Raw genomic sequence first — 13,986 nt, 5'->3', positions numbered from 1 at the left:
ACGCCCGCTCCCACAGGGGATTTGGGCCTTCAGTAAGGAAATTGGGATGCGGGTTTTAGAAATCGCGCTTGTAGAAGATATCCAGCGAACTGGCGACGCCGCTGGCGGCTTCGAGGTAGACCTTCTTGCTGAGCTTGTAGCGCAGGGCGATGGTGTTGGCCGGCTCGAAGACGCCGACGCCGTAGCGCAGGCTGAGTTTTTCCGAGAGGTTGCCACTGGCGACCACGCTGGTGTCGTCGCCGCTGCCCTGGGTGTCGAGCTGGAAATCCTCGATGCCCAGGTTATTGGCAAGGCTGGTGGTCACGCCTGAACTGCCCATCAAGCCCAGGCCCAGAGCCGCCTGGGCGAGCATGTTGTTGTCCTCGCCGGTGGTGCTCAGGGGCCGGCCCAACACCAGGTAGGACAGCGCCTGTTCCTGGCTCATCGCCGGTTCCGAGAAGATTTGCGTGGTCGGCTGCTCGGCGCTGCCGCTCAAGCGAATACCGGCGATCACATCGTCGGTCTGGCGGATCGCCTCAATGTCCAGGTACGGCTGGTCAAGCGGTCCGGCGAACAGCAACCGCGCCCGTCGCACCGTCAGTCGCTGCCCGTAGGCCCGATAACGGCCGTCGTTGAGCCAGAGTTCGCCACGGGTGTCCAGGTTGTCGCCGATGTGCACCTGTCCCTGCACGTTGGCGGTCAGCCCGAAACCGGAAAACGCGAGTTTTTCCTGGCCGACGATCACGTCAATGTCCATCGCCATGGCAATCGGCGCCTTGCCCTCTTCGGTCTGGTGACCAACGATCACCGTGTCGTCCGAAACCTTGACGGTGGACGGTGGCAGCTCGCGGATGGTGATATCGCCCTTGGGCACCAAGACCTTGCCGGCAATCGACAGCCGCTCGCCGCGCAACGTGATGTCGAGGTCCGGCGCCATCTCCAGCTGCGCATAAGGCTCGACGTTGACCGGCAACTGCGCGCCTTTGAGGGCCAGGTTCAGGCTCAAGGCCTCGCCCCAGCCGATGTCGCCACTCAGGCTGCCCTGCCCGCTCTTGCCACTTTTCCAGTTGCCGTCCAGGCGCACCGACTCCCCGGCAATCATCGCCCGCAGTTGCAAGGCTTCGAGGCTGATCGGCAGTTCCGGGCCAGACACTTCGCCGTCGCTCAGCACAAGATTGCCGTTGACCTGGGGCGCGAGCAAGCCACCGGACAGAGTGCCGCTGCCGTTGAGGTGGCCAGTGAGGGTTTCCACCATCGGCACGAACGGCCGGGCCACGGACAGGTCCAGGCCGGTCAGGCGGAAGGAGCCGCTGAGGGGCTTGCTGGCGGGCAACGGGTTGATCTGCGCCTGGAGCATCAGCTCGCCAAGCCGGGCGCCGACGAAATTCAGCTCGGTGTCGATGCGCTTGGGGGTCAGGCGGCTGTCCAGTTTCAGGGTCTTGTAGGGGAAGTCCAGCCATTGCCCGTCGGCGCGATCCTTGTCGCGGATGCGCAGCGTGCCACCGCTGGCGTCCACCAGCACGCGACCGTTCGGGCCGCTGGCCGGCAGGTCCAATTGCAGGTCGGCGTTGAGCTGGCCGCGCCAGGCAAAATCCTTGGGCATCCACTGGGCCAGGCTTTCGATGGGGAACTGCTTGAGGTGATAGCGCAGCTTCGGCTCCGGCATCAAGCGCTGGTCTTCGCCGCACAGGCTGGCCTGGCCGGAACGCCAGCAATGGGCGCCGAAATTGAGGGTGCCATCGGCCAGGCGCTCGAGTTTCGCCGGGGCTTGCAGGCGCCAGGCCTGGCCGCCGGCCTGTATGTCGCCGCTTTGCAGACGCCCGCGCCAATTGCCTTGGTCGAGGGCGCCAGCGAACGCCAGGGTGGTGTCGAGCTGCGGCCCTTGCAGGTCCAGGTTGAGCGTCTGCTGCTTGATGTCGCCTTGGCCGCTGACGGTCAGTACGCCCAGGGACGTTTCGCCAACGTTGATGCCGCTGGCCTTGAGGTCGACCTTGCCCCGTTGCGCGCTGTCGAGGGCCGCGTCCAGGTTGAGGCTTTGCAAGCGATTGTCCTGGAACGCCAGTTGGGTGCCTTGCAAGCCCAGCTTGCCTTGCGGCGCCTTGAGCGTCCCGGCCACGTCGACCCGACCCACGACCTGGCCGCGCAATTGCGGCCAGAGCTGGGCCAGGCGTGACAGCTTGATATCAATCTGGCCGCTAAGCTTCTGTTGCAGGCTGGCGCTGCCGTTGATGCGGTTGTCCCCCAGGCGGATATCCAGCGCGCTGAGGTTCCACTGCTCGCCCGCGCCGCTGGCTTTGGCCTGGAACAGCGCCGGTTGGCCGCGCAGCTTGCCCTTGAGGTCCAGGTCGGCGTCGAGCGCGAGGTTGCCGTTGTTCATCGACCCTTTACTGCGCAACGGTCCAGCCAGGGTCCCGGGCAATTCGCCGAGCCAGTAAGCCGGGTTGATGGCCGACAATTCCAGCGCCGTGTCCCAACCGATACCGTCGGCAAACTGCAGGTCCAGGTGCCCTTCGGCCTTGCCCTGTCCCGCTGCAAGCTTGAGCTGCGGCAAGTGGATTTGCGCAAGATCGCCGCTGAACGGACTGCCCAGCTCGAACGCCCCGGCGGGTCCGTCCAGCGCCGCCTGGAAATTGCCCAGGTAGTTGCCGTCGGTGTACGAGACTTCGCCGTTGAAGCTGCGCAGTGTCACTTGCGGTTCGTCGATCAACGGGTAGAGGCGATGCCAGGGGAAATCTAGCCAGGCGACTCTCGCGTCGGCGCTCAGGCCTTCGCGCCAGTCCAACTGCCCGGTGAGTTTCAGGCTTTGCTGGTCGCCGGCCTCCAGGTCCAGGGCGGCGATCTGGGCGCCATTGGCGTCGACCCTGCCTTGCAAGCGCAACGCCACCGCGCCTTTCTCGGCAGGCAGCGTTGCATTGCCGAGCAACTGATAGCCGTTTTTCAGATCACCTTCACCGGTCAGCTCCAACTGGTTGAGCAACAGCGTGTCCGGCAGATCGGCGCTGGCCTTGAAGCCGTCGGCGGTGATGCGCACCTTGGCCGGCAGGTTGTCGGCCAACGGTTGCAGTTCGCCGATCAGGTGCCCTTGCAGATAGCCGCTGCTGTCGGCGCTGAGGTTGAGGGTCTTGAGCAGATCGCCGTCGACTTTCAGGTCCAATGCCCAAGGCGTGGAACCCGGTGCGGGCAGGGTCAAGCGGCCTTCGGCCTTCAACGGCCAATCGCCGCCGGGCTTGAGCAGACCGGACAGCTTCAGGCTCAGCTCGTCACGCTGCAATTGCACCGAGTCGATCAACAAACCTTCGGCCGTCCAGTGCGCCGCCAGTTGCAGGCCCTTGAGTTGCTCGCTGCCGTTGAACAGCAGGCTGCCGACTTGCACGTCGCCCAGCTCAATGGCGAGCGGCAGGTCCAGGTCCGGCAAGGTGAGCGGGGCGTCGCTCGGCGCATCGCTGGACGGGGGAAATTGCAGGCTGACGGTGTTGGCCTTGAGTTGCTCGATGCACAGCGTCATACGCATGAGGCATGCAGGCGACCAGGCGAAAATCACCCCATCAGCCTCCACCCGGCTGCTGCCCTGCTGCCACAGCAGATGATCGGCGCTCCATTGCCCCGCCAACCGCCCCTGGAAATTCTCCAGGGTCAGCCCCGGCACCAGGCCCAAGGCCCAACGGCTGCCGAATGCAGTGCCCAACACCACGCTCAACGCCAGCACGATCACCACCAGCAACCCGACGAGTGCCAGCAGCGTTCTCTTCAAACCACGACTCACAGCTCGGGCCCCATGGAAAAGTGCAATCGAATGCCGCCCTCTTCATCCAGCGCGTGGGCCAGGTCGAGGCGGATTGGCCCCACCGGTGACACCCAACGCACGCCGACGCCGACACCAGTCTTGAGGCTCGGCAGTTCGAGGTTGTTAAAGGAATTGCCCTGGTCGACAAAGGTCGCCACCCGCCATTTCTCGGCGACCGAATATTGATACTCCAGACTGCCCGCCACCATGTAGCGGCCGCCGATCCGGTCGCCCTCGGAGTTCTCCGGCGACAGGCTCTGGTAGTCGTAGCCGCGCACGCTCTGGTCGCCACCGGCAAAAAAGCGCAGGGACGGAGGGATTGACTTGTAGCCGTTGGTGGCGCTGCCACCGACCTGGGCCCGGGCCAGAAAACGATGCTTGTCGAACACCGTGGTCAAGCCTTTGACCATGGCGGTGCCATAGATCAGGTTGTTGTCCGACCCCAACCCTTCCTTGGCGACCTTAGTGTCGAATTGCAGGCGATAACCGTTGTGCGGATCAATACGGTTGTCGCTGCGCAGATAGGAATAACTGATGCCCGGCATCAGCAGCGTGCTCAGGCCCGAGTCGTCACCGAGGCGATATTCCTCGCGCTGCCATTTGAGCGACACCACCCGCTGCCAACCGCTGGGCAGCTTGCTGTGCCATTCCGGGCCGACGGTCAGCAGTTTACTGAGGGTATCGGTGCCGGCCAGTTCTTCATATTGATAGCCGCCGGCATAACGCAGCTTGTCCGTCAGCGGCGGATCCAGCGGCACGTCGTACCACAGCCCGACATTCTGCCGGGGCGCCGAGATTTCCGCTTCCCAGCCATAGCTGTGGCCCTGAGGGTTGACCCAGTGCCGGGTCCAGTTGGCCTTGGCCCGTGGCCCGACGTCGGTGGAAAAACCCAGGCCCAGGCCCATGGTCCTTGGTTTACGGGTGTCGAGCTTGACCGCCACCGGAATCACGTTATCGGTGGCGGCGGTGGGCGCCGCGTCCACCCGCACGCCCTCGAAATAGCCACTCGATTGCAGCGCCTGGTTCAGCTCGGCAATGAGTTCGGAGTCGTACGCCGTGCCGGCCTTGAACGGCACCATGCGCTGCAGCAGGTCCTCGTCGAATGGCGTGTCGCCCTCAAAACTCACCGGGCCCAAGGCATAGCGTGGGCCGCTGTCGTAGACCAACTCGATGTCGGCGACGCCGGCCCTGGGGTCCACCAACAGTTTCTGGCTGGTGAAGCGCCCACTGAAGAAGCCGTAGCGCGACGCCTGGTTCTGGATCTGGCGCTTGGCGTCTTCATAGCGCCCATGGTTGAGCACCGCGCCGGACTTGAGGCCGGCGTCGGAGGGTAGGCGAAACGCCTTGAGGGACGCCGCTGGGCCGTCGATACGCAGCGTGACGTTGCGCAGATGCACGGGCTCGCCGGGATCGATGCTCAGGATCAGACGCGGGTTCTTGCCGCCCTTGACCTCACTGTCGATCTGCGGCTGGTAGTAGCCCAGCGCCTGGGCGGCTTTGCGCGCCTGTTCCTCGGCGCCGCGACTGAAGCGCAGCAAGGCTTCTTCGTCACGATCGCCCAAGCCGCCGATGTAACCCTCTACGTTGGCTTTGAGGGCATCGTTGGAGGGTTTGACGCGTACATCCAATTCACTTTGTGCCAATGCCGCGCAGCTGAGGGACAGCAAAAGCGCGCCACTGGTCATTCGTCCTGGGAGTTTCATGGCGCGGATGCTATCACGAGCGTAGGTGCCTGATAGAGCCGGACATTTCCCAAAAGTTCGTCCGACTATGCCGTTGCGCTGTGCAGAACCTGCGGGTTGGCATGAAAGAACACGTGCTCGCGGATCGGTCCTACGGCGATCTCGCCGATTTCCTCGTAGCCCTGGCGCTTATAGAACTCCAGGTAGCGCGGGTTGCCCGTATCAAGCACCACGCCTTGAGAGTGCTCATCCACGGCGCACCAATTGTGCACAGCGGCCAGCAACTGCTCGCCGAAATGCTGGCCCTGGAACTGCGGATGAATCCCCAGCAACGGCAGCACATGCACCGAATCCGACGGCAGGCAGGCCGTCACCGCCGCGTGGTATTCCAGGTAGCGCCGGGTGCAGCGAAACCCAGTGCTCAATACCATGCGCAGGCGCCAGGCCCAGCTTTCGGTAATGCCCAGGCGGCGCTGGGGCGGCGCGATCAGGGCGATGCCGATCAGCCGGTCGTTGACCAGCAATCCGATGGCCGGCAGCTCCTGGAGAAAATGCTGCTTCACCAATTCCCGCACCGTGGCCCGTACCCGCTGTTCATAACCGGGCCGCTCGGATTCGAACAGGAAGCTGAAGGTCGGCTCATGGCGATACGCCTGGTACAGCAACGAACGGGCTTCGCGGGAATAACCGCTGTCGAGCATATGGATATCGGCGATGGCGTTTTCAGGCATAGACAGATCTCCTGTGGCGAGGGGATTTAGCGAAACGTCGCACCGCCCCGTTCGGCTGCGAAGCAGTCGTAGACCGGATGACGCGGTTCCCCCGTAGCGCCGCAGCGTCTTGCTTTGGGGCAGCTTCGCACCCCAGCGGGGATAAATCCCCTCGCCACGGGCCCACCATCTTCCCGGACCAAACAGACATTAGCAGCGCATTTGTCCTACTGCCACGCTGGCTCACGTCCTACATGTCAGCTAGCATCGCAGTTTTGCCAGGACAGCCGACCATGAAGATCGTTTCCTTCAACATCAACGGGCTGCGCGCCCGCCCCCATCAGCTGGCGGCGCTGATCGAAAAGCATCAGCCGGACGTGATCGGCCTGCAGGAGACCAAGGTCCACGACGAGCAATTCCCCCTGGCCGAGGTGCAGGCCCTGGGCTACCACGTGCATTACCACGGGCAAAAAGGCCACTACGGTGTCGCCCTGCTCTCACGCCAAGCGCCATTGAGCCTGTTCAAGGGCTTCGAGGGTGATGACGAAGACGCCCAGCGACGCTTCATCTGGGGCACCTTCGCCGACGCCAACGGTGTGCCGGTGACCATCATGAACGGCTATTTTCCACAAGGTGAAAGCCGCGACCACCCGACCAAATTCCCGGCCAAGGAGCGCTTCTACAACGATTTGCAGCAATTGCTGGAAAGCCGCTTCAGCAACGACCAGCCGGTGGTGGTGATGGGCGACGTGAACATTTCCCCGGAAGATTGCGACATCGGCATCGGCCCGGACAACATGAAACGCTGGCTGAAGACCGGCAAATGCAGCTTCCTGCCGGAAGAACGCGAATGGATGGCCCGCCTGAAGAATTGGGGCCTGGTGGACAGCTTCCGCCACCTCAACCCGGACGTCAGCGACCGCTTCAGCTGGTTCGACTACCGCAGCCGCGGCTTCGAGGATGAACCCAAGCGCGGCCTGCGCATCGACCTGATCCTCACCTCCCATGGCCTGCTGCCACGGGTCAAGGACGCCGGCGTCGACTATGAACTGCGCGGCATGGAAAAACCCTCGGACCATGCGCCAATCTGGCTGGAGCTGGCCTGATCGACTCACAAAACCCTGTGGGAGCGGGGCTGAACATGAGTTTTCTGGCCACCCTCAATTCCACTGTGGGAGCGGCAGGTAGCACCGCTGTCATCTACCAGTCATCTGACTGACTTAATCTTCCGGCACCTCTCTGGGTTCAAAAGGTACCGGCATGCGGCTGTGCGTTGGTTTATTCATGGGACTCTGGCTACCCCTCGCCGTATGGGCCGGCGCGCTGCCCGTTCCCGAACAGGGTCCAGCCCTGCGCATCCAGGGTTCCAACACCATCGGCGCGGCACTGGGTCCGACCCTGGTCAGGGGCTTGATGGAAGACCAGGGCCTGCTGCGGGTGAGCAGCGAGATCACTGGCCGCGACAACGAGCAGCGGATCGTCGGCCAGACTGCCGATGGCCGGCGAGTGACGATCGACATCGCGGCCCACGGCTCCAGCACCGGGTTCGCCGCGCTCAAACAGGGCAGCGCCGACCTCGCGGCTTCTTCCCGGCCGATCAAGGACAGCGAGCTGAAGGACCTGTCCTCCCTCGGCGACCTGAAAAGTCCCACTGCCGAGCAGGTCATCGCCATCGATGGCTTGGCGATCATTCTTCATCCACAAAACCCGTTGCGTCAGCTCGACACCCTGCAACTGGCGCGGATCTTCAGCGGCGAAGCGAAAACCTGGGAAGCCGTGGGTGGCGTTGGCGGGCCGATTCATCTTTATGCCCGGGATGAACAGTCCGGCACCTACGACACCTTCAAGGAACTGGTACTCAACCGACAGGGCAAACGGCTGGATCCTACAGCCCGGCGCTTCGAATCCAGCGAACAGTTGTCCGACGCTGTCAGCCAGGATCCGCAAGGCATCGGTTTCATCGGTTTGCCCTACGTGCGCCAAGCCAAGGCCCTGGCAATTGCCGACGGCGACTCCCAACCCATGCTGCCACTGAACAACCTGATCGCCACCGAGGACTACCCCCTGTCCCGCCGGCTGTTCTTCTATTTACCTCCACAGAACACCAGTCCTTGGGCCGAGGCGCTGGTGGCATTCACCCAGAGCGACAAGGGCCAGGCCATCGTCGCGGCCAACGGGTTCATCGCCCAGACCGTCCAGGCCATGGCCGTCACGCCGAACGCATTGATGCCCGAGGGCTACCAGGCCCTGAGCCGCCGAGCCCAACGCCTGAACGTGAACTTCCGCTTCGCCGAAGGCAGCGCCAGCCTGGACAACAAGGCCCATCAAGACCTGAGCCGGGTGCTCGACTACCTCAAGCAACACGGCAAGACCGACCGCCGGGTAACGCTGGTGGGCTTCGGCGACGCCAAGGACGACCCCACCCGGGCGGACCTGCTGTCCAAACTGCGGGCCATGGCAGTGCGCCGCGAGCTGGTCAAATATGGCGTGACCCTACGGGAAGTACGCGGCTTCGGCGCGCTGATGCCGGTGGCCGCCAATAGCGGGGATGAAGGCCGGGTGAGAAATCGGCGGGTGGAGGTTTGGGTGTATTGAGTCTGCTTGATCAACAACGCCCCGTGGCGAGGGAGCTTGCTCCCGCTCGCTGGCGCAGCCGGCGCAAAACCGGCTGGCGCGGTCCTTTTGAAAGATTGAGTTATCCAGGGTGTTTCCAGATTGGACGTCCGGTGCAGATCCCTGTGGGAGCGGGCTTGCTCGCGAATGCAGACTGTCAGTTAATCAAGAGTCAACTGACACGCCGCCTTCGCGAGCACGCCCGCTCCCACAGGGACTCTTTGCGTGTCCGGCAATCTTGTGCCCAACCTTTTGGGGCTGCTTCGCAACCCAGCGGGAGCAAGCTCCCTCGCCACAAGGGCCTGATGTTTAGCGGGCTGATTGCGGGGTAGGAGTAAACCACGTTGCCTTGCGCCATTGCCTACAACTACGCCAGAATCCGCCGGCTTGTGCGCCTTAGGCCTGGGCTTTATCGTTTTCCGGTCGCTGACGAATCAGTGATCGGGTTTGGTAGCCCGGGCTTTCGGTGCATAGCGTCACCCCTTGCAAGTGCAATACGCACTTCGCGTTTTGGTGGCCATGCGCAGGGTCTCTTCGGAGGCGCCGGCTCCGATGCCCGGTCTACCAACCTTCGTATGGCCGCCACCCTTCGTTTGGTAGCGAAAGATGATGGCTCCCTTTTAGATGCATCGGAGATTCACCCATGATCAAACCAACACCCAACCCGCCCAACACCGATCCGAACTCACCGGAACTCGACGAAGCCGCCAAGCGCACGATAGACGCCTACCTCAAGCCCACCGAACCGGCAACTGACCCAGCCCAGCTATTTACCGTCGTCGATGGCATCGACACCGAATGCCTGCTGGTCAACCTCAACGAAACCCTCAACTCGGCCAGTGCCATGATCGACGACCTGACGTTTGACCTGAAGGGTTCCAGGCGACATGTGATGCTGGGTATCCAGCAGTTGATCGAGCTCAGTAGTTTGTTGGCAAACCGGGCACTGGATAACGTCGACCCGCGCTAGTCGCGCTACCCAATGTAATTGGCCTCTGGAAAACATCTCCAGAGGCCAACATCGATCCCGCTTTTGTGGCGAGGGAGCTTGCTCCCGCTCGCTGGCGCAGCCAGCGTAATACCGGCTGGCGCGGTTTTCCTGAAAAATTGAGGCGCCCTAGGTGTATCCAGATTTGATGTCCGGCACAGATCCCTGTGGGAGCGGGCTTGCTCGCGAATGCAGACTGTCAGTTAATCAAGAGTCAACTGACACGCCGCCTTCGCGAGCAAGCCCGCTCCCACATGGGCTTTTTGCGTGTCCGGCAATCTTGTGCCCAACCTTTTGGGGCTGCTTCGCAGCCCAGCGGGAGCAAGCTCCCTCGCCACAATTGACGAATGCTATCGTGGCTTCGCCAACTCCATGATCATCCGCGACAACAGATAAATCCTCGGCACCACGCTCTCCACCTCGGCATATTCCTCGGGCGTATGGATGTTGCCGCCGACGATGCCAAAGCCGTCCAGGGTCGGCGTGCCGACGCCGGCGGACAGGCTGGCGTCCGCCGCGCCGCCGCTGCCTTCTTCGGTGAGTTTGCGCCCTAGTTCGCCATAGATGCCTTGGGCCATTGCCATCAGGCGATCCGACTCCGCAGTTTGCGGCATCGGCGGCAGGCCACGCTTGAGGCTGGTGGTGACTTCGGTGTCGGCGATCAGTTTGTCCTGGGAAACCCGGGCCAGGTCTTTCTCGATGCGGTCGAACTCCTCCGGCACCGCCGCCCGCACGTCGGCCTTGGCGCTGGCCTTGTCGGGGATCACGTTGGTCCGGTCGCCGGCGTTGATCACCGTGAAGTTGATGGTGGTTTTCTTTTCCGCGTCGCCCAGCTTGCCGAGCTGGAGAATCTGGTGCGCCGCTTCCATCGCCGCATTACGCCCCAGTTCCGGCGCGACGCCAGCGTGGGAGGCCTTGCCCTTGACCTCGACCAACGCCGTGGCGCTGCCCTTGCGCCACACCACCAGGCCATCGGCCGGGCGCCCCGGTTCGAGGTTGAGGGTCACGTCGTGGGCCTTGGCGGTTTTCTTGATCAGGTCGGTGGCCGCGTCCGAACCGGTCTCCTCGCTGGCGTCGAGCAGGAAGGTGATCTGCGCATAATTCTTGAAATCGAGGTTCTTCAGCACTTTCAGCGCATAGATCCCGGCGACGATGCCGCCCTTGTCGTCCATCACCCCCGGTCCATAGGCACGTCCATCCTTGATGTGAAAGGGTCGCTCGGCCGCCGAACCTTCCTTGAACACCGTGTCCATGTGCGCCATCAACAGGATTTTCGCCTTACCGGTGCCCTTGAGGGTCGCCAGGACGTGCTCGGTGCCATCGGAGTTGGGCACCTTTTCGATGCTAAAGCCGAGCTTCTTCAATTCGTCGATAGCGATGTCGCCGACCTGGGTCAGCCCCGGCACATAGCCGGAGCCGGAGTCGATATTCACCAGCCGTTCCAGCAGTTTCAGGGCCTCGCCCTTGTACTGTTCAGCGTCGTTCAGCACCTGCTGGTGAGGCTGCGCGAAGGCCACGGGGGCGAAGGCGCCGAGGGCCAGGCTCAAGCCGAGACTGACGGCCAGACGGGAGCGAAGAGCAGTAATCGTCATGATTTCATCCTTGTTCCGTAGCAAAAGAGTGCCCAGGCACCCTACCCGACTATGACCCAAGGCTCTAGACCGCAGGTGTCGTTCAGCAAAATTGCCAGCGCTGATGACCCGCTATTTATTCTCTGCAATAGCTGAGTCCTCGCCGATTCTTGGCTATACATGACAAGGGCAACGGTAAACCACCCGTAGAGGAGGACCATGGGCAGCTATCAGGTGTTGATCATCGGCAGCGGGTTTGGAGGCCAGTGCGCAGCCGTCAACTTGCTCAAGGAGGGCATCGAGGATTTCCTGATGCTCGAACGCCGGGATTTTTTCGGTGGCACCTGGTGCCAGAACACCTACCCCGGCGCGGCGGTGGACGTGCCCTCGCCCTTGTATTCGCTGTCCTTCGCGACCTACGACTGGAGCCGGATGTTCGCCGAACAAGACGAGTTGCACCGCTACACCCGCCATGTGATCGAACACTTCAAGCTCCAGGACAAGGTCCGACTGGGGACAAATGTCGAGCGAATCGAATGGGACGACGAGGCCCGGCAATGGGTCGTCCATACCGCCGGCCAGGTTTACCAGGCGCAGTTCCTGATCAACGCCACCGGGCCGCTCAGCCAACCGGTCATCCCAGCGTTCGAAGGCCTGGAACGCTTCAAGGGTAAGACGTTTCATACCAATCATTGGGACCATGCCTACGACTATCGGCATAAACGCGTCGCGATTGTCGGCAGCGGCGCCAGCGCCGCCCAGGTCATTCCGGCCATTGCCCCCGAGGTCGAGCACCTGCACGTGTTCCAGCGCACGCCCCATTGGGTACTGCCGCGCCCCGACCGCACGTTCGGTCGCCTGGAGCGCTGGTTGCTGAGCGTTGCACCGCTGCGCACGCTGTTGCGCTGGTCGATCTATTGGAAATACGAAACCCGGGTGATTGCCTTCAAGTATTCGCGGCCGGCGGTGCATCTGGTCCAGCACCAGGCCCTGAGGTTCTTAAAACGCCAGGTACCGGATCCGGACCTGCGACGCCGCCTGACCCCGGATTACCTGATCGGCTGCAAGCGCGTGATTCTCTCCAGCACGCTGTACCCGGCGCTGTGCCGCGCCAATGTCAGCGTCCACAGTCAGGAACAAGGCATCGCCGCCCTCGACGAAACCGGCATCCTCACCCGCGACGGCCAACACATCGAGCTGGACCTGATCGTCTGGTCCACCGGCTATGACGCCACCGACGGGGTGATTTCCTACCCTGTCAGCGGCAAGCACGGCACCCAATTGCGCGATGTCTGGGCCGAGTATCCGCGCGCGTACCTGGGCACCAGCCTGCCGAACTTTCCCAACCTGTTCATCGTCACCGGCCCCAACACCGGCATCGGCCACACCTCGGCGCTGTTTATCATCGAGTCGCAGATGAACTACATCCTCGACTGCATCCGCACCCTGAAGCGCAAAAACCTGCACAGCATCGAAGTGCAAGCGGCAGCCGAGCAGCGCTACACCGCGATGATCCACCGGGAAATGCAGCGCACGGTGTGGAAATCCGGCGGCTGTCACAGCTGGTATCAAAGCAAAAGCGGCCATGTGATCGCGATGTTCCCCGGTTTCAGCTTCACTTATCACTATCTGACCCGTCGGCTCAGGCTGGCGGATCACATCCTGTCGTGACCCATGGAGGGCAGAACATGCTGGTGTTGTGGGTAGTCCTTGCCGTGTTCATTGCCTGGAGCTGGTTGACGTACCCGGGCATCGGCCATGTGCTGTACGACATGAGCATGGCCCTGGAGGCACGCCTCTACCGGTTGCATAAAATCACTGTGCCCATCAGCGAGATGACCGTCTCGACCTGGCAAGGCGGGCCTTACGAAGCGGCGGGCAGCATCCTGATGCTGCACGGCTACAGCGCCGACAAGAATCTCTGGCTGCGCTTTGCCCGACATTTTGTCGGTGATTATCGGGTGGTGATCCCCGACCTCGCCGGACATGGCGAGACCGGCTTCAAGGCCGGCGGCGGCTACGACATCCCGACCCAGGCCCGACGGGTGATCGAACTACTCGATGCCTGTGGCCTGGACAAGGTCCATGTGATCGGCAACTCCATGGGCGGTTACCTGGCGGCGTGGCTGGCCGCCACCTCACCGGAACGGATACTGACCCTGGCACTGGTCGACCCGGCCGGTGTCACCGCGCCCGAGCCCAGCGACATGGAACGCCACCTGGCCGCCGGCCATAACCCGTTCTTGGTGCACTCGCGGGATGATTTCGCCCCGTTCTATGCCATGACCATGGCCTCGCCGCCCTGGGTGCCAAGCGTGGTGCTGGCGGCCCTCGCCGAGCGCTATGAACAGCGACGGGAGGAACTGGCGGAGATTTTCGTCGACTTTCGCGCCAGCCCGCCCATGGAACCCCGCCTGCCCGACATCCGCGCCCCGTCGCTGTTGCTCTGGGGCCGAAAGGACCGGTTGATCGACGTCAGCAGCGTGCCGGTGTGGAGCAAGGGCATCACTGACCTGCGGGTGGAAATCTGGGATGGGGTCGGACACATGCCGATGGTGGAAAAACCACGGAAAACCGCGGCGTTGTATCGCGAGTTCTTGAAAGGGTTAGGACAGTGATCCTCCCGCACAGAATACCCCCTGTGGCGAGGGAGCTTGCT

The 13,986-nt window shown here is 62.8% G+C and carries 9 protein-coding genes; 5 read left to right on the top strand and 4 right to left on the bottom strand.

Features of this window, described 5'->3' with window-relative positions:
- Positions 1-55: 55 nt before the first annotated feature.
- The 3 genes from RGM2987_RS02655 to RGM2987_RS02645 form a co-directional block, all read right to left on the bottom strand.
- Positions 56-3,742, bottom strand: coding sequence for a translocation/assembly module TamB domain-containing protein (locus tag RGM2987_RS02655; protein ID WP_245138569.1), 3,687 nt, complete (start codon positions 3,740-3,742; stop codon positions 56-58).
- Positions 3,739-5,466 carry an autotransporter assembly complex family protein gene (locus RGM2987_RS02650; RefSeq protein WP_245138568.1) on the bottom strand — a complete coding sequence of 576 codons (1,728 nt, stop codon included), beginning with the start codon at positions 5,464-5,466 and terminating at the stop codon, positions 3,739-3,741. Before RGM2987_RS02650 ends, RGM2987_RS02655 begins: the two co-directional genes overlap by 4 nt.
- 65 nt (positions 5,467-5,531) lie before the next feature.
- Positions 5,532-6,176: a GNAT family N-acetyltransferase gene (locus RGM2987_RS02645; protein ID WP_245138567.1), complete on the bottom strand. Its 645-nt coding sequence runs from the start codon at positions 6,174-6,176 to the stop codon at positions 5,532-5,534.
- A 272-nt stretch (positions 6,177-6,448) separates the two neighbouring features.
- On the opposite strand from RGM2987_RS02645, the gene xthA reads away from it, so the two are divergent.
- From xthA to RGM2987_RS02630, 3 genes are all read left to right on the top strand, one after another.
- Entirely contained in the window at positions 6,449-7,261 is an 813-nt protein-coding gene (xthA, locus tag RGM2987_RS02640; protein WP_245138566.1) for an exodeoxyribonuclease III, read from the top strand.
- A gap of 154 nt (positions 7,262-7,415) precedes the next feature.
- Positions 7,416-8,750, top strand: coding sequence for a phosphate ABC transporter substrate-binding/OmpA family protein (locus RGM2987_RS02635; RefSeq protein ID WP_245138565.1), 1,335 nt, complete (start codon positions 7,416-7,418; stop codon positions 8,748-8,750).
- A gap of 661 nt (positions 8,751-9,411) precedes the next feature.
- Entirely contained in the window at positions 9,412-9,738 is a 327-nt protein-coding gene (locus RGM2987_RS02630; protein ID WP_245138564.1) for a DUF6124 family protein, read from the top strand.
- A 368-nt stretch (positions 9,739-10,106) separates the two neighbouring features.
- Here the strand turns inward: RGM2987_RS02630 and RGM2987_RS02625 are convergent, their stop codons facing one another.
- On the bottom strand, positions 10,107-11,348 hold the full coding sequence (locus RGM2987_RS02625) for a M20/M25/M40 family metallo-hydrolase (protein ID WP_245138563.1): 1,242 nt from the start codon (positions 11,346-11,348) through the stop codon (positions 10,107-10,109).
- Between the two features lie 198 nt (positions 11,349-11,546).
- On the opposite strand from RGM2987_RS02625, the gene RGM2987_RS02620 reads away from it, so the two are divergent.
- Positions 11,547-12,998 carry an NAD(P)/FAD-dependent oxidoreductase gene (locus RGM2987_RS02620; protein WP_245138562.1) on the top strand — a complete coding sequence of 484 codons (1,452 nt, stop codon included), beginning with the start codon at positions 11,547-11,549 and terminating at the stop codon, positions 12,996-12,998.
- Positions 12,999-13,015: 17 nt separating this feature from the next.
- On the top strand, positions 13,016-13,945 hold the full coding sequence (locus RGM2987_RS02615; protein WP_245138561.1) for an alpha/beta fold hydrolase: 930 nt from the start codon (positions 13,016-13,018) through the stop codon (positions 13,943-13,945).
- The last annotated feature ends 41 nt before the right edge of the window (positions 13,946-13,986 follow it).

The sequence above is a fragment of the Pseudomonas sp. RGM2987 genome, assembly GCF_022952855.1.
Classification (GTDB): domain Bacteria; phylum Pseudomonadota; class Gammaproteobacteria; order Pseudomonadales; family Pseudomonadaceae; genus Aquipseudomonas.
Note: the sequence above shows the minus strand (reverse complement) of the source record. Positions and strands in the feature narration are given on the sequence as shown.